The 17,067-nt window shown below is 50.6% G+C and carries 22 protein-coding genes and 1 pseudogene; 4 read left to right on the forward strand and 19 right to left on the reverse strand.

Going from position 1 to position 17,067, the window contains the following annotated elements; all coding sequences use genetic code 11:
- Positions 1-47 precede the first annotated feature (47 nt).
- From QQZ17_RS14325 to QQZ17_RS14380, 12 genes are all read right to left on the reverse strand, one after another.
- Positions 48-1,088, reverse strand: coding sequence for a hypothetical protein (locus QQZ17_RS14325; RefSeq protein WP_152402686.1), 1,041 nt, complete (start codon positions 1,086-1,088; stop codon positions 48-50).
- Between the two features lie 132 nt (positions 1,089-1,220).
- The gene (locus QQZ17_RS14330) at positions 1,221-1,688 is read right to left on the reverse strand and encodes a phage virion morphogenesis protein (RefSeq protein WP_152402683.1); all 468 of its coding nucleotides are present in this window, start codon (positions 1,686-1,688) and stop codon (positions 1,221-1,223) included.
- On the reverse strand, positions 1,681-2,112 hold the full coding sequence (locus QQZ17_RS14335) for a phage tail protein (RefSeq protein WP_152402681.1): 432 nt from the start codon (positions 2,110-2,112) through the stop codon (positions 1,681-1,683). Before QQZ17_RS14335 ends, QQZ17_RS14330 begins: the two co-directional genes overlap by 8 nt.
- The gene (lysC, locus tag QQZ17_RS14340; RefSeq protein WP_235922527.1) at positions 2,075-2,323 is read right to left on the reverse strand and encodes an Rz1-like lysis system protein LysC; all 249 of its coding nucleotides are present in this window, start codon (positions 2,321-2,323) and stop codon (positions 2,075-2,077) included. The genes QQZ17_RS14335 and lysC overlap by 38 nt, the downstream gene beginning before the upstream one ends.
- Positions 2,208-2,636 carry an Rz-like lysis system protein LysB gene (lysB, locus tag QQZ17_RS14345; protein ID WP_152402678.1) on the reverse strand — a complete coding sequence of 143 codons (429 nt, stop codon included), beginning with the start codon at positions 2,634-2,636 and terminating at the stop codon, positions 2,208-2,210. Before lysB ends, lysC begins: the two co-directional genes overlap by 116 nt.
- Complete coding sequence (locus QQZ17_RS14350) at positions 2,633-3,148, reverse strand: lysozyme (protein WP_152402676.1); 516 nt, start codon at positions 3,146-3,148, stop codon at positions 2,633-2,635. The genes lysB and QQZ17_RS14350 overlap by 4 nt, the downstream gene beginning before the upstream one ends.
- On the reverse strand, positions 3,129-3,344 hold the full coding sequence (locus QQZ17_RS14355) for an HP1 family phage holin (protein ID WP_000171565.1): 216 nt from the start codon (positions 3,342-3,344) through the stop codon (positions 3,129-3,131). The genes QQZ17_RS14350 and QQZ17_RS14355 overlap by 20 nt, the downstream gene beginning before the upstream one ends.
- Before the next feature lie 3 nt (positions 3,345-3,347).
- Positions 3,348-3,551 carry a tail protein X gene (locus QQZ17_RS14360; protein WP_000868184.1) on the reverse strand — a complete coding sequence of 68 codons (204 nt, stop codon included), beginning with the start codon at positions 3,549-3,551 and terminating at the stop codon, positions 3,348-3,350.
- Positions 3,551-4,015, reverse strand: coding sequence for a head completion/stabilization protein (locus QQZ17_RS14365; protein WP_152402674.1), 465 nt, complete (start codon positions 4,013-4,015; stop codon positions 3,551-3,553). Before QQZ17_RS14365 ends, QQZ17_RS14360 begins: the two co-directional genes overlap by 1 nt.
- A gap of 93 nt (positions 4,016-4,108) precedes the next feature.
- Positions 4,109-4,759, reverse strand: a complete 651-nt coding sequence (gene gpM / locus QQZ17_RS14370; protein ID WP_152402672.1) for a phage terminase small subunit — start codon at positions 4,757-4,759, stop codon at positions 4,109-4,111.
- Positions 4,760-4,762: 3 nt separating this feature from the next.
- Complete coding sequence (locus QQZ17_RS14375; RefSeq protein ID WP_152402670.1) at positions 4,763-5,827, reverse strand: phage major capsid protein, P2 family; 1,065 nt, start codon at positions 5,825-5,827, stop codon at positions 4,763-4,765.
- Between the two features lie 16 nt (positions 5,828-5,843).
- Positions 5,844-6,677: a GPO family capsid scaffolding protein gene (locus QQZ17_RS14380; RefSeq protein ID WP_152402668.1), complete on the reverse strand. Its 834-nt coding sequence runs from the start codon at positions 6,675-6,677 to the stop codon at positions 5,844-5,846.
- A 142-nt stretch (positions 6,678-6,819) separates the two neighbouring features.
- Here QQZ17_RS14380 and QQZ17_RS14385 point away from each other — a divergent pair, with 142 nt between their 5' ends.
- Complete coding sequence (locus QQZ17_RS14385) at positions 6,820-8,586, forward strand: terminase ATPase subunit family protein (protein ID WP_152402666.1); 1,767 nt, start codon at positions 6,820-6,822, stop codon at positions 8,584-8,586.
- Entirely contained in the window at positions 8,586-9,620 is a 1,035-nt protein-coding gene (locus QQZ17_RS14390; protein ID WP_235922526.1) for a phage portal protein, read from the forward strand. The genes QQZ17_RS14385 and QQZ17_RS14390 overlap by 1 nt, the downstream gene beginning before the upstream one ends.
- A gap of 53 nt (positions 9,621-9,673) precedes the next feature.
- Here the strand turns inward: QQZ17_RS14390 and QQZ17_RS14395 are convergent, their stop codons facing one another.
- Positions 9,674-12,007: an AAA family ATPase gene (locus QQZ17_RS14395; RefSeq protein ID WP_152402664.1), complete on the reverse strand. Its 2,334-nt coding sequence runs from the start codon at positions 12,005-12,007 to the stop codon at positions 9,674-9,676.
- A gap of 353 nt (positions 12,008-12,360) precedes the next feature.
- Positions 12,361-12,549: a hypothetical protein gene (locus QQZ17_RS14400; RefSeq protein WP_063090871.1), complete on the reverse strand. Its 189-nt coding sequence runs from the start codon at positions 12,547-12,549 to the stop codon at positions 12,361-12,363.
- A gap of 137 nt (positions 12,550-12,686) precedes the next feature.
- Here QQZ17_RS14400 and QQZ17_RS14405 point away from each other — a divergent pair, with 137 nt between their 5' ends.
- Positions 12,687-12,914, forward strand: a complete 228-nt coding sequence (locus QQZ17_RS14405; RefSeq protein WP_001749759.1) for a hypothetical protein — start codon at positions 12,687-12,689, stop codon at positions 12,912-12,914.
- Between the two features lie 19 nt (positions 12,915-12,933).
- Here QQZ17_RS14405 and QQZ17_RS14410 read toward each other — a convergent pair whose 3' ends face one another.
- The 5 genes and pseudogenes from QQZ17_RS14410 to QQZ17_RS14430 form a co-directional block, all read right to left on the reverse strand.
- Positions 12,934-15,342, reverse strand: a complete 2,409-nt coding sequence (locus QQZ17_RS14410; RefSeq protein ID WP_152402660.1) for a replication endonuclease — start codon at positions 15,340-15,342, stop codon at positions 12,934-12,936.
- Entirely contained in the window at positions 15,336-16,190 is an 855-nt protein-coding gene (locus tag QQZ17_RS14415; protein ID WP_152402658.1) for a DNA adenine methylase, read from the reverse strand. Before QQZ17_RS14415 ends, QQZ17_RS14410 begins: the two co-directional genes overlap by 7 nt.
- Complete coding sequence (locus QQZ17_RS14420; RefSeq protein WP_152402656.1) at positions 16,187-16,414, reverse strand: TraR/DksA family transcriptional regulator; 228 nt, start codon at positions 16,412-16,414, stop codon at positions 16,187-16,189. Before QQZ17_RS14420 ends, QQZ17_RS14415 begins: the two co-directional genes overlap by 4 nt.
- Positions 16,414-16,647 (reverse strand): DUF2732 family protein, encoded by a 234-nt coding sequence (locus QQZ17_RS14425; protein WP_001244238.1) that lies wholly within the window; start codon positions 16,645-16,647, stop codon positions 16,414-16,416. Before QQZ17_RS14425 ends, QQZ17_RS14420 begins: the two co-directional genes overlap by 1 nt.
- 67 nt (positions 16,648-16,714) lie before the next feature.
- Positions 16,715-16,873: pseudogene (locus QQZ17_RS14430) on the reverse strand (DUF5347 family protein); the annotation flags it as partial.
- Positions 16,874-16,973: 100 nt separating this feature from the next.
- Here QQZ17_RS14430 and QQZ17_RS26455 point away from each other — a divergent pair.
- A partial coding sequence (locus tag QQZ17_RS26455) for a hypothetical protein (protein ID WP_446715181.1) occupies positions 16,974-17,067 on the forward strand: 94 nt, incomplete at its 3' end.

The following is a 17,067-nucleotide window of genomic DNA, read 5'->3' on the forward strand; positions in this document are numbered from 1 at the left end:
TTATTCACTGCGAGGTTGTATGAAGCCGGTCAATTGTCTAAAAATAGTCATTTCATATTGACAATATCGCGGAATACATCCTGCATTAAACTCGCGATATCGGAAAGTATTTTCTCTTGTGTTGAATCATTGATCTCTAATGATTTTATAACAAAAGAAATTCGATCTGCAGCAGGTAAATAATGAGATGGCACTGTTGTTTCTATTGCGGAAAAAAATATAGCTATCCCAGCCATCATAAATGTTAACGTAACACCTTCATCACGACATATGATTGAGGCAATTCTAACGCCCCACATATCTGCCTCTTTCTCTACTTCAGAAGGATCTAAATCTGGGTGCTGATGGTTCAGCATGGCATGAGAATACTCGTGTGCGGCTATGAAAATCTCACACCCTAACACCATATCCAGTATGAGCTTTTGCCCCACAGGTCCAAAGTTCATTAATGATGTGTATGCAAGTTGGCCGCGAACATTGTAATCTTTGAAGAAATTCCGCCACTCGTTCAAATCAGTCTTACTTTGTAATAACTCCGTTCTATTTTGATCATCGTTTACATGTTTCTCCCATTCAGCTCTCCACTCTTTTTCATTTCCCCCTTGTAAAAGAGTTCGTGGATAACTGCTCACAAACAAACTAATGACTCCATGAACAAAATGAAATATCCCCGATTCAAAAATAATAAAAACTTTTGATTTTCCGTCTGAACACTTTACCGGAGCAGCCAGCGCACTAACTTTACCGGTTGGGGCACAACAAAATCCGCCATAATTTTGGTGATCAAAGGGAAAACTTTTCGCGACTAACTCCACTTTACTCATTAGATGAGATGCAATACTATAACTTAATCGGTCATCGTAGATTGTTGGAAGAGTCATTACACCTTGGACATTATCAACGATCTCCTTCATATAATCAGAAGGTATGTTATCCATTTTACGGCAAATATTGAGAAGACCTTCATCACTATTTAGTGATTGAGCAAGCTGATCCTCTTTGTAAACTTGAGCAGTTAAACTCTGTTCTATTAATTGGCTTTCAATATATTCTTCTAGGTTTTTATAATCACTATTATATTCAGACATTATTTTGATCATGCCGCACCTCTTCAATTGGTTTGATTTAATATCAGCATAATAATATCCGAATCAAAAAACAAACCTAAAAAAAACCTCCATACACAAAAAAAATTTCGACCAAAATTAAATTTTCATTATTTATGTTTTAAACCAGAGATGGTTAACCACAAAAAACTCAAGTAGATTTTCGATTATCATATCCTGTGTGCTCATATTAAATCCTAACAATCGACGTTCAGAATACTTCACTTCACCTCCCTTTTTACTGACACGATCACGCAGCCCATAATGATGCACCCGCGCAATCCGCTGAACTTTCCTCTCAAAGTGCACGCTGGCAGAATCCGCAGTGGCTGCGGTTTTCAGGTATTTAGTGGTGCGCAATTTGGCGAACATCTGGCGCTTGATACGCCCCTTTTTGCTTCTGGCCGTCACCCGGCGCGCCTCAAAGGCGGTGCCGTCTGGATTACGCTGCAGCCTGATGTTCTGCTGCTGCATCCGGCGCAACTGTTGCGCCAGTTGCCGCATCATACGGTTGCGTGCTGCAGGCTCCAGATTTGCCAGCAATGCCGTCAGCCAGTCATCCATCCTCTGCAGCTCATCCACGTTTCACCGTCCACATTTCTTCGGGTCCGTCCGGCTCTGGCACCGCTTCAACGCTCGACACATTACCGTCAGTGCTGACCAGTACACGCTCCGTCAATTGCAGGTTCAGGCTGATATCGCACACATCGTTGCGCAGAATATCCACTTCAAAGGTGAATAGTTTTTCGCGCAGATCCGGGTTATTGATAGCATCCGGCTGGTTGTCACTTAGCCACAGCAGCACAGGAGCCATCAGCAAATTCTGGTCACCGCTGAAATCCTCGATCACCACGTTCATGGTGTAGCGGTATTCCCATGACATGGAGCTGGCACCGGTTGCAACCAGTGAGCCGTTATCAACGAAAAGGTGCAGCTTGTCCGGGTTATCGCGGACATAGGCAACCGCTTTATTCAGGGCGCTGCGTAAGGACTGTGGTTTGTTCACTGTCTAGCTCCTGACACGCAATAATCGTGTCCACTTTGTCAGCACAGATCGCCCAGGCGGCCTCGGTTTCATCGAGCACCGCATTCAGATCGCCGTTACTGCGCGGCGCTGACCTTTCCAGGCGGCACTGCGTCACTCTGGGACAGCCACTTACGGTAAGCTGCACCTCCTGTGAGGGCCGGACGCTCCCGCAGCCGGATAATGTCAGCAGGCAAAAGAGTGTCAGCCCAGCGGCGTAAATCCTCGTTTTCACGTTTCAGTTCCTCGATCCGGCGCTGGCGGCTGCGCAGCAGTGCGGTGGTCTGTTCCGCTGCCGCATAAAGCCGCGTCTGCGCCCGGCTGTTGGTTTCGGTCAGTATGGACAGGCCGATGAGCTGACTATTTTTCTTCGTCAGTTCCTGCGTTTTGCTTTTCAGCGCCGCGCCTTGCGTCTCAATGGTGTGAGTGGCATTGTTAAGTCGCCACGACTGCCAGGCCAGCGCCGCAAGAACCAGCGCCAGCCCTACCACCAGTGCGCGCGTCACGCTCCAGTTCCTTTCAGACACCAGGCCAGTTCCCTCGCGCGGCGGTTCTCCAGACCTTTATTTTTCACACCGTTAACGTAAATCCAGCGCGGTAGCTGGTTGCATGCCTGCCACCACTGCTGGCGATTGATATATGACACCATGGTTGACCTGCAGATCGCGCCGGTCCCCACATTGAAACCAATACTCACCAGCGAATCGTAGACATGCTGCGGTGGCTTCACCGTCAGGCAGGCATCCAGCCTTTTTTCAGTCAGCAACACATTGTTTATTAACCCCTGCGCCGCCTGCCGTTCCGTGATGGTTTTCCCCGGCACCACACCGGACGTATTGCCGATACCGTCAGTCCATACGCCCGCACTGCACTGATAAGGCTGCAAGCGGCATCCCTCGTAATCGGCGATCAGTTTCAGACCCTCAACGGAGGTATGAAGCGACTGGAAACCGGGCAGCGTGGCGGCGATAGCCAGCACCGCCCCGACAAGGCAGCGCTTAACGATTGAAGGATTCATATTCCCCCCGCGAAATTTTGCCGCCACGTAACAATTTGAAAGACTGGTGTTTGTAGTACCAGTTGATAGCCAGCATCAGCACACCTATCAGTACGCCGCCAACCGTTGACGCATCCTTGAGCGACAGATCGCCCAGCCATGCCAGCAGCACGGCGATGCAGTAAGTGATAAAGGCGCTGATTCGTTCAAGCGTCATCATTCAGTCCCATAGCTGGACGGTCTGCGCTGTGGTTGACGCCGTAATGTCCGGCAGCTCCACCTGCAGCCCGTGCGGTAAAAATGGGCCGTACTCAGCCAGCCCCGGATTTGCCTGCAGAACCTGCTCAGTGACACCCTGCGTGCGCCCGTAATGACGCCAGCAAAGCGCGTCCACCGTGTCATACTGATGCGCACGCACTTTCATCAGATAAGCTCCACCGTACAGTGCGGCGCATCCTGCACCCGGCTGATGGCCCAGCGGGCATCTCGCCACAGATCGCCGCTGGCCTCCGCCAGCTCCGCCCCTCGCTTCACACCGGATGCCGTGGCGTCATAGTCCTGATAACGCTCATTGAGCACGGCGCGCGCCCAGCAAAAAACAGCGTTGTGGTAGTGCCGGATACGCTCGCTTTTGCCGTCCAGCATTTCTGCCGGAACCTCAGCAAGTGTCCGCCAGCCCAGCATCTGCTGACGGTTGCGGAAGTCGTACAGCTCAGCGTTAACCTCAGAAATTGCCGTCAGCACGACCTGCTTTAAACGCGGCTGCGTCACCGTGCCGTCAGTGCGCATCACACTGCGAAATTCCGACAGGTCCACATCAGGCCAGAACGGCGTATTTTTGATGACCTCCGCCTGTTCCGGTGCCTGTTCGGGCGCAACAAACTTCATGCGGCATTCTCCTGAATAAGTGGGCGGTGGACGGGGTTTTGATGTGGCAGTGCCTTTCGCCACCCCGTGCCGCCCGTGCGCGGGGCACGTTCGTTAGCGGCTGTCATTGCGCAGTCTGCGCTCCAGCTGCTGCTTTTCTTTTTTCACACCGCAGCGGGGATCGAGCTGCAGCGCATGGGTAAGGTGATTCAGGGCAGATGCCGGGTTGCTTTCGCTCAGTACAGCGCCGATGGCTTTATGCAGGCGCGCCCGCGACTGGTCCGGCATATCCAGATCGGCTGTCAGGTCCAGCGTCTGCAAAAGCAGATCGGCATCAAAAACGGAAGCAGCCAGCAGAGCGCTTTGCGCCGCGTCTGCCATTTCTTCTGCCAGCACGGTCTGCACGTTACGATTGCCCAGCGGCATCACCCAGCCATGGCGCAGCGCATGACGCCCGATTTCCAGCGCACCGGCATAATCACCGGCATCGATACGCCACAGCATCACGTACATCAGCACGTCATCCTGCTGCGCACCTCCGGCAGCCAGCACGCCCCCCGCCCAGGCGGAATATTTCGGCAGCAGCTCCACCTTGATTTCCGCCTTTTTCACCGTGGACTGGACCCCCTTGAGGCGGCGGCGGTCTTCTGCCAGTTGCAGCAGCATCAGGTCATACCCCGACGCATGGCGAACACTGCCGCCCTCACGGGCGGCCTGTTCGGCCTGAATGCGCAGGCGGTGCTGCCGTGCGGGACTCAGGCTCATGCGTTATTCCCCACCTTCCGGTGCGGCAGGCGCGCTGAAATCACCGATTTCGATGTTTTCAACCAGCGCCGCGCAGCGGTAGTCCTCGACCACATACGCCTCGTTGACGGATTCAAAGTTTTCAATCCGGTCACGTTTCGGGTTGTCGATAACAGAACGGCGGCGGGTGTCTTCCTGCCAGTAGATGGACAGGTTATCCAGACGGGTGATCAGCAGGGCATTTGCCGGGAAGAAAGGCGCGCGCACAGCCTGCAGGCCGCCCATGCGTTTCTGGCTGATGATCAGATCGGCGGCGATTTTCTCGCTGTTGTCCTGCTCTTTGTTGACCAGCGGGAAATACTTGTCAGACAGCAGTTCACGTCCGCAGACGACAACCAGCTCGTCATCATCCTGATACTCCACATCGATCAGCTCGTTGACGGTATCCATCACCACCGCGTCAAGATTTAGATACTTACCCCCCGGACCTACTTTTACCGGTTCTGCAGTAGTGGTGCCGTCTTCTGCGGTTTTACTGCCCATGACATGATCCGGCGCGTCTTCGCGGATTTTCTGCAGCCAGCCTTTATTGACGTCCTGCAGCAGCGGGTTTTCAGCACGATTAGAGGTTTTGGCACGCTTCACGCCATTAAAGCCGATCATGATGCGGTCCAGCGCCTGACGCTTGACGATGGCGTTGCGGATACGCACCTGGAAGTCCTGGAATTTCGCCCACAGGTCCAGTTTTGCGTAGGTCAGCACCGTATCAAAGTTGGTCTGCTCGCATTTGTATTCCACATCTTCCATCAGCGTCGGATCGGTTGGCTCGCGCTCTTTGGTGGTGGTATCAGTGGTTCCGGCAATGGTGCTGCCAACGCCAAGCCCCAGCAGCTGCCCGGACTGCTCAGTGACCGGCGTGATGTTAATCAGCGTCAGAAAAGCGGCGGACTGCTGGATCTGGTCTTCCAGCGTCTGCTGCACGGACGGCTCCACGGTGAACTTGCTGGAGAGTTCTTCAATCTCCACACCGTTCAGGCGCGCCAGTTGCTGCAGGTAAGCGTTAAAGGCAAAGCGGGTTTTCTTTTTCATCGGGTTATATGCTCCATCAGCAATTGGTCAGGGTGCCTGCCGGTGCGTCACCGCCCGGCGCGCGCTGGCGGTAATCCTTGCGGCTGTCTTCGCTGCTAAGCTTTTGCTCAAGCTCGGCAAAGGCGGTCTGCTGCTCCTGCAGGGAGGACTCCAGTTCAGAAAGGCGCTGGTTCTGATCGGACAGGGATTTGTCAGTGCGCTCGCTCAGGTTCTGCTGCTCAGTAGCGACCAGCTCCACGGCTTTATGCACATCAGAGAAGCGCGCATCGTCGGTCTGTTCTTTTTTGGTGAACAGCGCGGTGACGCGGGCAAAGAGGGACGGCTTTTCGTCCTGGGCTTCTTCCAGTTCGATCAGCGTTTCAACTGCTTCCGAAAACAGGTTTTCAGGGTTCTGCTTACGGTTCGCCAGCGGGTTGTGTGCTGCGCTGGCGCTGAATGCCAGCATTTCAGTACCCAGACTCGCCGGATCGTCCGTCGCCCCCAGCCCCACAAGGTAGGCTTTGCCGGTGTCGGCAAACTTCGTGCTGACCTCCATGGAGGTGAAAAGCTTCTGGCCCTTTTTCACCAGTTCCACCAGGGCGTCCGTGGGTTCGACATCAGCATAAAGCGCCATCTTGCCCGCAAGCGGCCCATCCTGGATTTCTTCTGCTACCAGCCCCGTCACCCTGCCATAGCGGTTAAAAGTGCTGTCCGGCAGATAAGACTTGATGTGCTCAAGGTTAATCAGCGCGGTATAGACCATCGGGTTGTAGCTGGCAGCCATCTGTACCAGCCATTCACGCTGGATCTCGCGCCCGTCAGTAGTGGCACCTTCCACCCCGATACGGAAACGCTTTGCTTTCACTGTCATGAGCCGTGCTCCGTTAGAAATAACTTACTGGAGCCTTATGTTTGCGGTGATGGGGGGAGTGAGACAACGCGCTGTATTTGTACGGTAAACCACACAAACCGCAGCCGGGGAAAGCCGCCATCCAAGGCCGTATGTTTGGGCCATGAACACGACACTGACCCCCGCAGACCTCGATCCCCGTCGGCAGGCCATGCTGCTGTACTTTCAGGGATACCGCGTAGCCCGCATTGCTGAAATGCTGGGCGAGAAAGTTGCAACCGTTCACAGTTGGAAGAAGCGCGACAAATGGGGCGACTATGGGCCGCTGGATCAGATGCAGCTCACCACCGCCGCACGTTACTGCCAGCTCATCATGAAGGAGCAGAAAGAAGGGAAAGACTTCAAGGAAATTGACCTGCTGGCGCGCCAGTCAGAGCGCCATGCCCGGATCGAAAAATTTAACGATGGCGGGAACGAAGCTGATTTAAACCCGAAAGTTGCCAACCGTAACAAAGGGCCACGTCGCCAGCCCGAAAAGAATGTTTTCACTGATGAACAGACCGAAAAGCTGGAAGAAATCTTCCGCAACGGCATGTTTGAATATCAGCGCCACTGGTGGCAGGCAGGCGTAAAACACCGCATTCGCAACCTGCTTAAGTCACGCCAGATTGGGGCAACATACTTTTTTGCCCGCGAAGCGCTGATTGATGCCATCACCACCGGGCGCAACCAGATTTTCCTCTCTGCCAGTAAGGCGCAGGCGCACGTCTTTAAGCAATACATCATCGACTTTGCCAAAGAGGTGGATGTGGAGCTGAAAGGCGACCCGATGACGCTCTGCAACGGCGCGTGCCTGTACTTCCTCGGCACCAACGCCCGCACGGCGCAGAGCTACCACGGCAACCTGTATCTGGATGAATATTTCTGGATACCGAAATTCCAGGAACTGCGCAAGGTTGCCTCCGGTATGGCCATTCACAAGAAATGGCGACAAACCTACTTCTCCACACCGTCCAGCCTGACCCACAGCGCCTATCCGTTCTGGTCCGGCGCGCTGTTCAACCGGGGACGCGCCAAAGCGGACAAGGTGGACATTGACCTGACCCACGCCAACCTTGCGCGCGGCGTGCTCTGCCCGGACGGACAGTATCGCCAGATCGTCACCGTGGAGGATGCAGTGCGCGGCGGTTGTAACCTGTTCGACCTGGATCAGCTGCGCACGGAGTACAGCCCGGACGAATACCAGAACCTGCTGATGTGCGAATTTATTGACGATCTGGCGTCAGTATTCCCGCTCAGCGAGTTGCAGGCGTGCATGGTGGACAGTTGGGAAGTCTGGAGAGATTTTCAGGCGCTGGCGTTGCGCCCGTTTGGCTGGCGAGAAATCTGGATCGGATACGACCCGGCGAAAGGTACGCAGAACGGTGACAGCGCAGGCTGCGTGGTTATAGCACCGCCAACTGTACCGGGCGGGAAGTTCCGCATTCTTGAGAGGCACCAGTGGCGCGGGATGGACTTCCGCGCGCAGGCGGACGCTATCAAAAAACTGACGCAGCAATACAACGTGACCTATATCGGCATCGACTCGACCGGGGTCGGTCACGGTGTCTATGAGAACGTGAAAGCGTTCTTTCCTGCCGTGCGTGAATTTGTCTACAACCCCAACGTCAAAAACGCCCTGGTGCTCAAGGCGTACGACATTATCAGCCACCGCCGTCTGGAGTTTGACGCCGGGCATACCGACATTGCGCAGTCCTTTATGGCTATCCGCCGCGCCACAACCGCCAGCGGAAACCGCCCTACTTACGAAGCCAGCCGCAGCGAAGAAGCCAGCCACGCAGATTTGGCCTGGGCAACGATGCACGCGCTGTTCAACGAACCGCTGCAGGGCGAATCCGCCAATACCAGTAATATCGTGGAGATTTTTTAATGAATGAACAAAACGAGGCCGCCAACCTGAGCACAATTGAACCTGAGAAACTGCCAAATAAAGCGGCGACAGCAGAAGCATTCAGTTTTGGTGATCCGATCCCCGTTCTGGACCGGCGTGAACTTCTTGATTATGTGGAATGCGTACAGATGGACCGCTGGTATGAGCCGCCGGTCAGTTTTGACGGACTTGCCCGCACCTACCGCGCCGCCGTGCATCACAGCTCACCGATTGCCGTTAAGCGCAACATCCTGACCAGCACGTTTATCCCGCACCCGCTGCTGAGTCAGCAGGCATTCAGCCGCTTTGTACAGGACTATCTGGTGTTTGGTAATGCCTATCTGGAAAAACGGACGAACCGCCTCGGCGGTATTCTGTCGCTGGAGCCATCGCTGGCGAAGTACACCCGGCGCGGAGTGGATCTGGATACCTACTGGTTTGTGCAGTACGGCATGACCACCCAGCCGTATGAGTTCACCAGAGGCAGCATTTTTCACCTGATGGAGCCGGATTTAAACCAGGAGATTTACGGCCTGCCGGAGTACCTGTCCGCCATCCCTTCAGCCCTGCTGAATGAATCCGCCACGCTGTTCCGCCGTAAGTACTACATCAACGGCAGCCACGCAGGCTTCATCATGTATATGACTGACGCCGCGCAGAACCAGGAGGACGTGAACAACATCCGCCAGGCCATGAAAAGCGCCAAAGGGCCAGGTAATTTCCGCAACCTGTTTATGTACTCGCCCAACGGCAAAAAGGACGGCATCCAGATCATCCCATTGTCAGAGGTTGCGGCAAAGGATGAGTTTCTGAATATCAAAAACGTGAGTCGCGATGACATGATGGCAGCGCACCGCGTTCCACCGCAAATGATGGGGATCATGCCGAGCAATGTTGGGGGGTTTGGGGATGTGGAGAAGGCGGCAAATGTATTCGTTCGAAATGAACTTTTGCCATTGCAAAAAAGGCTGGAAGAATTGAACGATTGGGTAGGTATAAATGTTTTAAATTTTAAAAATTACAATTTAAACTAGTAGACCATGCCTGTAATTAAAATCAATTACAGGCATGTTTACAGTTTAACTGATTAAAAGGGAGCATCATCATTTGACAACAAGGGAGGTTTCTCAGCAGCACCATCAACTTTCATATCATCATCATTAGCACCAGGCTCCAACTCAACAACATCGACAGGTTGAATCAATGTTTCCAATGGCTTGTACGAATCGCCCATCATCATCTTATAATGTGCGGCATGTTGGCTACACTCAAATATTTTCTGAAATACAATTAGATTCTTCCCTACAGAAATATCATCTAAATTCATGAACACATCATCACCAGAAAAATGTGAGCCATCATTAATCCATGACACCAATGATTTAAAAATCAATTTATCACAACCTTCAAAGTGACACTCTAATTCTCTAACATCAATGCCACCTAAAATTTTAAAGTAGTTCTCTAAAATTCTGCGCATAGTGTTTTGAATTGTACCATTATTTTTTTCACTACGGCGTAATTCACTCCATAAGAGATCATATGATGTTTTTATTGGATTGGTCGTGCATTTTTCAACATATGAATCCTTCTCTTTTTTTCTAACAATCCAAAAGGTTTCTTCATTCATTGCGTTATTGCCTGATCTTTTCGGATTAAATGTTAACTCCTTATGGAAATAAATGTTATGCGTAAGTATAATCATTTGTTTTATACTACCTTTGTTTGCACGAACATCATCCATTAAATTTTTAATCAGTGAACTAACGATAAACAATATATCGCTATCTAAACTTGATATTGGATCATCAAAAACAACCACCCGATCTGCCAGAACACCAGAAGACTGATTACTACCTCTAACGAGATTATAATAGTAAAGGAAAGTGATGAATGTCTTCTCTCCTTCGCTTAATGTCAATCGCGCGTTATCTCCGCTGTCTCTTACTATTACATAATGTGCTCTATCTTCCGATGGTTTTAAATGGAAATTTATGAACCCATAGCTCTTCAAAATCTTGTTAATTTCATGAACAGTAGGAAGAATACTCGTTTGGCCAGATTCAATCCCTTCAATTTCCTTCTTCAACTCGATCAGTTTTTCGCTTTCCTTTGCCACTCCTGCATATAAACCATCTCTTTTCTTTTCAAGTTTGTTTCGTGATTTTAGATAACTTTCTATATCCGTTTTTAATTCAGTTCTTGTTATGTATGCCCAGATTTGTTCTTTTAAATTTTTTTGCTCAGTTTTGATATTTCTAAAGAGTGTATTATTAGCCTCAATCTTTGAATTTATTGCTTGTATAAATATTGAAAAATCCTCTATTATAGAGTCAATGTTTTCAAATACAACAACCTCACTCAGTAACTTTTCTTTACCTCTTGCCTTATCAAAATTTCTAAGCAATAGAGAAATAAGGATATTAGATTTATCTTCAAATATGTCGTCATCGATAAACGGTAACTTTGCCCCCCTAATGTTATCAAGTTCCCATCTTAAGCGTTGTATATTAGCATGGTACTCAGAAAGCAATCCATTTATTAGTTGTTGCTTTTTATTATAAGTTTCATCAAAGTATGATGAGAGATTATGGAAAATATCACTACTTATATCCTGCTGACAAAATGGACACTTAGGCTCTGATTCGTGAAAATACTCTAAACCTTTTTTTACCCAGTCACTATTATTTAATAGGCTAATCAAATCTGCAACGTTGACATCTTTTTTCCCCAGTATTTTCTCCTGCCATACCTCATGACTTAAAATAGATTCGAATCCATCAAAACTAGGAATGGATAACGGGGTGTATGAAATTAGCTCATCCGAGAATACTGTACGGCATTTCTCAGTAAGTTCACTTAGTGGTATTGGAGCTGCGGTGTTCTGCTTGAATTCAGCAAGGACTCTGATTTTAAATTTTTCAGTACTGTTTCTTAAACCTTCAAAAGCCTTAAAGAAAACATCATCATGCTTTTGCTTTTGTTTCCAACAAATGTCTTTAAAAGTTTCTTCTTGCTCAGTCAGATCATTAATAACGCCCACATCATCAGCGCTGCCATTTAATAATTTTTGTTTAGCTGTTATTCCTTCTTGAAGCTTATTTTTCTGCTCGTTTAATGATGTTAGTTTCTCTTGAGCACCTTTAATATCGCTTCCCAGGGTAAAAACCCCTTTTATTTTATCTTGACTAAAATTATTGTCTACAAAATCCTTATTATAAACATAACTAATTAATTTATTGCCGTTTTTCCACTGAATTAAGCAGTCGGGATACTTATCAGGTTCATTAATTATTTTACTAATAGTAGTTTTACCTGCACCATTAGCTCCATAAAGATAATTAAATGTAGATAAACCATACATCTTTTGTTCTGGCCCAGTATATGAACCTGCATTTCTGATCGTTAACTCTTCTATCATCACACAAATCCTTTTCAGTGGTTCGGATTTTTCCGAATATAAAATACATACTTAAGTCCAGAACAATCAAATTTTCAAGGTGGTCATGCATACAGGTGAAGCGATCATCCATAGTGCCAGCGCGCGCTCGTATCCCCGCCACGCCTGCCCGCTTTATGTAGTGGTTTTCATGCACCTGCATGACATAAGCAAAAGCCCGCCAGTTCTGGCAGGCCTCAATAAAAAAGAGCTTCAGACGATCATGCATTTTCATGCGGCATAGACATGCACAACGGCACTAACGCCTCGCATGGCTCGTTGTTCAACCTTGCCAGCGTCAGAATCAAGTCCTAACGCCAGCAACGTTCCTAAACCTAACTGGGGAGATCCATTGAACGGTTGTACTCATGAGCACGGATTTTCGCCATCAGCTCATCGGTAAGCTCCGAAACCCACTGGATAGCAAGCCGCTTCTCTTCATCATCGCATTCACTAGCCGCTACAAGCTTCACAAAAAAATCAATGCGCTGGAGCTTCAACGACTCCAAAAAATAGTCCTGCATTTTCCCCTCCACTTAAAACAACTGTATATAAACACAGTATATAATTAGCCATTAAATGTAAATTGTTTTTTCTATGTTTCAAACAGATGGCTCAAGTGAGATGCTTTACAGGAGACAACGGAATGAGGAATTAATCGATGCGTAAAGCATGTATTGAACTTATGGCAGGAACTAACGCAGCCTGCCTGGTTGCAGGTGAACTAGGCACTGGTCGCTGTCTTTACTTGGTTGTAGTAATGGAAGACATATTTGGTAAGCCTACAACAGAACAATGGCTAAAATCCTTAAGGCTCTGCGAGGCCAAGGCGGCTGAACTGAAGTATGAAGTTGCCCGCATTCGCGGTAAGAGTCTGGCTGGCTTGTAACTCTTCGATTTAAGGCGCCTTAGAACCAATGGCGCCATTTATCATCTTCCTGCAAACGCTGACCCCGGTAAAAAAGCCGCAACCCAGCCCCAGATGGAATGCTGCCACCACGCAAAAGCAAATCCACTTCTGCGTTACTTGCATCAAACCCTCTGGCAATAAGTTCTGCCTCAAGCTGCAGGCGCTGCTGTTCCGAAATCTCCTGCTTGTATGCTTTTTTCCGCTTCGGTTTCACCAGTCTTAACCTGGCTGTAAGCTCCCGCCGTTCCTTCTGGCTCATGTTGTGGAGATAATCCCCCAGTTCCCTCTCATCCATGGTTTTAATATCAGGTAAATCCCCTCCTGATTTGTTCAGATTTTCAACAGGGGGACAGTTATTGCCACGAGTCCAAGGGGCGCAAGCGCCCTGGTCGGCTGCCGCCTCCTGAACGTCAACGGCCTTACGAACCTTTTTCCACTTCACCGCGTGCGTGCAAATCTTGCCTTCTGCAATCGGGGACCAAATGCCATAGATACGGATACCGTGATCGCCGTAGGCGCTCGGCTCGTCGTTATGCTCATATGCCGTGCGGACAAGGTGATGTTTGCGGGGAACCAGCACACCGCCCTGCTTCATGATGTAGGTGGCAAAGCAGCCCGCATCAGCCGCCGCCAGTACCGCATCCAGACGCGGGTTATCCAGTACCGGCGCGCCCGCTTTGCGTCCACCCTGCACTCTCGCCGCCTGACCAGCCAGCAGGCGCAGTTCGCGGTATGCCTGACGCCCCGGAATACCAAAGAAACGGAACTGCTGGACACGATGCAGTGACGCCCAGGCGCTGACATGCTCGGCGCTGTCACGCAGTGATCTGCCGGTTTCTTTGCTGATTTCTTTAGCCAGCCCGCGCCCGTCGATATTCTTGCTGATGTACTTGGCGATGTAGCTTGTCGGCGTACCCTTGCGCGGGTTGATTAGCTCGGACTTAAAGCGCGGCCCGGTATTGGCGCCCAGTTCCTCGCGGTCTTCACGGATGGCAAACTTACGCAGCAGCGCGGTGATGGAACGGCGGTCTTTTTTGCGCATGAAGCACAGAAGATGCCAGTGTACAGTGCCGTCATGGTGCGGCTCTGCAACGCGGACGCCATACCAGCGCAGCCCGGCCTTGTGCATTGCCTTGCGGAAAGCAGCGAACGTATCAACCAGATAGTCACTGCTCTGCCGGACCGTGGCACTGGTCCACTTCGGATTAGGTCTGCCGTTGTTGAGGGTTGCGTGGAAGCGTGACGGGCAGGTGATGGTATAGAACACTGCGCAGTCTCCGCGCATTTCCGCTATCAGCTCCAGCCCCTTAACACAGGCCATCATTTCATTACGGCGGTGTGCCGGGTTGCTGTTGCTGGCGTTCACCACGTCTTCCATGTCCAGCGTGTCGCCATCTTCGTTGACCAGCTCATGCGAGCGGAAGAACTCCAGCGATTTGCGGCGCTGCTCGCGTTTGTGGATCACGGCTTCATAGCTGACATACGGGGACGCTTTCTTGTTGACCAGGCAGACGGCGCGCAGCTGTTCCTCCCGCCACTCGCAGCGCATCTGCCACAATTTGCGGTACCACCAGTCCGCACACAGCATGCGCGCCAGCGACGGTGGGATCAGTTCATAAGGCACCGGCTTGCGGCGGCGCTTTTTGCGGCGTAACTGCTCAAAGGCAGGCGGGATGACCTCAAGGCGCATGGCTTCTGCAGCAACCCTTTCCCATGCCTGGCGGATTTCTTCTGGTTTAACATCGTCACTGACAAACAGATCACCGCAGGCCGCATCAAGACACATGCTCATATGTGCCGCAACCAGCGTGGAAAGGCGCTTGACCTGATCCTGATTCATTTCAGGCAGTACCAGCAGCCCCTCCAGCCCGTCCTGGCTCGCCATAAACCGAAACGAGGTGGACATTTGGCTGCCCCGCACGCGCTCCAGCCGCTCAAGACACGGTCTGATTGTTTCGCGCAGGTACCGGGAATAAGCCTTTGCCCTGCCCAGGCTATGGAAGTATTTAATCCGCTCCAGTAGAGGCTTGTTGATATGGGCAGGCATGGCGCTTACATCGGCAATAATCACCAAATCGGGATTAACACGCTGCTGTTCGCGGGCCATTTTGGCATGGCTAATCAGCCGATCCTGCTCCATTTCACACTGGACAGGATCGCGGGATTCATTGAAGAAATAACGTTCCCAGACCTTATCACTCAGCGCCTCACGGCGCAGATGCTCCTGCTCGTTATCCGCAGCGTACAGAGTGATGAGGTTTGAAAGCGCAGACTCCGGCGCAACTTCCGCCGGGTCCAGATACGGGTTAACCGCTTTTTTTCGGGCATTCCATGGAAAGGCCACGGCGGCCTCATTCGAGCCGCCAGTGGTTTGTGCATGATGTAATGTGAATTTACTCACTACCACGCCCGCACCTCAGCTTCCACCGAGATATCAGGACCAGACGCCAAATCAACACCAAACCAGCATGCTGATTTTGTGGCGATGATTTCTACTGCAGTTTTACTATCACCGGCAGTCACGCCCATGCTGCGCTTTGCAGTGATACGATGGCGGGTAAAGTTACGATAAATCGAACGGGTCAGGGACGTGTCGCTGTTGGACACGATAACCGGATGACCTTCTGATGACCGGCGCTCAAGAATAGACGCCAGATGATACTGGTCGTCCTCTGTAAAACCGGCAGTGTGATATCCGTTAAACGTGCCGTCATATGGTGGATCGCAATAGACAACATCACCCGTTTGCAGCAGTGCCAGTGTCTCGTCATAGCTGGCGCAGATAAACGTTGCGCATTTTGCTTTTTCTGCAAATGCGCGTATTTCGTTTTCAGGGAAGTAGGGCTTTTTATAATTACCGTAAGGAACATTAAAATAACCGTCCAAGTTATAGCGACACAGTCCGCGATAACCATGGCGATTTAAATATAAGAAATACAATGCGCGTTCAATTGCACCACCATGGCGCAAGTTAAACTCCTGTCTCGTCTTATAATATGCCTCTGGGTCATTACGGGCTTCAAAAAGATATCTGCCCTCTTTGATGAAGTATTCAACATCATTCTTAATCACCTGATAGAGATTAATCAGGTCTGGATTAATATCCGCGACAAGATAATGAGGATAGTCTGTCTCCATCATCACAGCGCACGAACCCGCGAAAGGCTCAACCAGTCGCGGGCCTGCTGGAAGGTGTTTTTTCAGTTCTGGCATTATGGCGGTTTTATTACCCGCCCATTTCAGGATAGTGCTCATACAGCACCCCCTACGTAATGTTTGCCTTTCAGCTCTGCGATTTCCTGACAGGTGACGCAACACTGCACGCCCGGAATAGCGCGGCGGCGAGCTGGCGGGATCGGTGCATCGCAATCAATGCAAAGCACACGGGAAACGCCCGGCGTTCTGTTGCGGGCGGTGTGGATGTGGCGCTGAAGTTCTTCTTCAACGCGCTGCTGTACAAGGTCCATTGAATCAGCCATCAGTGGATCTCCTGCGCTTCGTTCTGAATGTTTTCAGCCGCAATACGCAGCAGCTCCGCCGCTTCAACGTGATTAAGCTGGCGTGACGTGATATGGCAAGCCAGGCTATCAAGACGGGCTGCCATTGCCGCGGCACGTGCCCGGCGTTCTTCCATGCGTGCATCAGTCAGCATCTGGTTAAGGCCAGCATCATCTGGTCCTGTTTTGGTGATTCGGGTTTCAATATTTCGCATTGTTGTTTCTCCTGAATTTGGGCAATAAGAAGCCCGGCGGGTTTACGCCTTTAATTTCGGTTGTGGGTTAATTCGGCATGGCTAGCCGATTTGGAAATAAACTCACCACTGTACGGAAATGGTTCATTGCTTTAATCAGCTCCCGCTTTTCGTCAGTCGTCAGCTCACTAACATTGACGCTATGACGTTCCGCCGGAATCTTTGCCATAAAGAATATTGCGGCTAAATAGCTGCGCGGAATAGTAGATCACTGAAAGGGAACTCAGCCCGGATTGTGCGATCTGATCAATCGCCAAACCAACCAAAACCACCAACCGGACTGAGCGATGCCGATCATAGCACCAATACCCCGTGGCGAACGACGCCTGATGCAGAAAGCTATTCATAAAACGCGCGATAAAAATCATGCCCGCAGACTCA

Source organism: Citrobacter sp. T1.2D-1, from assembly GCF_950098555.1.
Classification (GTDB): Bacteria; Pseudomonadota; Gammaproteobacteria; order Enterobacterales; family Enterobacteriaceae; genus Citrobacter_A; species Citrobacter_A telavivensis.

Coding starts and splice junctions, on each gene's coding strand:
- QQZ17_RS14325 (WP_152402686.1), bottom strand. CDS start 1,088: ATGTCTGAATATAATAGTGATTATAAAAACCTAGAAGAATATATTGAA.
- QQZ17_RS14350 (WP_152402676.1), bottom strand. CDS start 3,148: ATGAATCCTTCAATCGTTAAGCGCTGCCTTGTCGGGGCGGTGCTGGCT.
- QQZ17_RS14355 (WP_000171565.1), bottom strand. CDS start 3,344: ATGACGCTTGAACGAATCAGCGCCTTTATCACTTACTGCATCGCCGTG.
- QQZ17_RS14360 (WP_000868184.1), bottom strand. CDS start 3,551: ATGAAAGTGCGTGCGCATCAGTATGACACGGTGGACGCGCTTTGCTGG.
- QQZ17_RS14365 (WP_152402674.1), bottom strand. CDS start 4,015: ATGAAGTTTGTTGCGCCCGAACAGGCACCGGAACAGGCGGAGGTCATC.
- gpM (WP_152402672.1), bottom strand. CDS start 4,759: ATGAGCCTGAGTCCCGCACGGCAGCACCGCCTGCGCATTCAGGCCGAA.
- QQZ17_RS14375 (WP_152402670.1), bottom strand. CDS start 5,827: ATGAAAAAGAAAACCCGCTTTGCCTTTAACGCTTACCTGCAGCAACTG.
- QQZ17_RS14380 (WP_152402668.1), bottom strand. CDS start 6,677: ATGACAGTGAAAGCAAAGCGTTTCCGTATCGGGGTGGAAGGTGCCACT.
- QQZ17_RS14385 (WP_152402666.1), top strand. CDS start 6,820: ATGAACACGACACTGACCCCCGCAGACCTCGATCCCCGTCGGCAGGCC.
- QQZ17_RS14390 (WP_235922526.1), top strand. CDS start 8,586: ATGAATGAACAAAACGAGGCCGCCAACCTGAGCACAATTGAACCTGAG.
- QQZ17_RS14395 (WP_152402664.1), bottom strand. CDS start 12,007: ATGATAGAAGAGTTAACGATCAGAAATGCAGGTTCATATACTGGGCCA.
- QQZ17_RS14400 (WP_063090871.1), bottom strand. CDS start 12,549: ATGCAGGACTATTTTTTGGAGTCGTTGAAGCTCCAGCGCATTGATTTT.
- QQZ17_RS14405 (WP_001749759.1), top strand. CDS start 12,687: ATGCGTAAAGCATGTATTGAACTTATGGCAGGAACTAACGCAGCCTGC.
- QQZ17_RS14415 (WP_152402658.1), bottom strand. CDS start 16,190: ATGAGCACTATCCTGAAATGGGCGGGTAATAAAACCGCCATAATGCCA.
- QQZ17_RS14420 (WP_152402656.1), bottom strand. CDS start 16,414: ATGGCTGATTCAATGGACCTTGTACAGCAGCGCGTTGAAGAAGAACTT.
- QQZ17_RS14425 (WP_001244238.1), bottom strand. CDS start 16,647: ATGCGAAATATTGAAACCCGAATCACCAAAACAGGACCAGATGATGCT.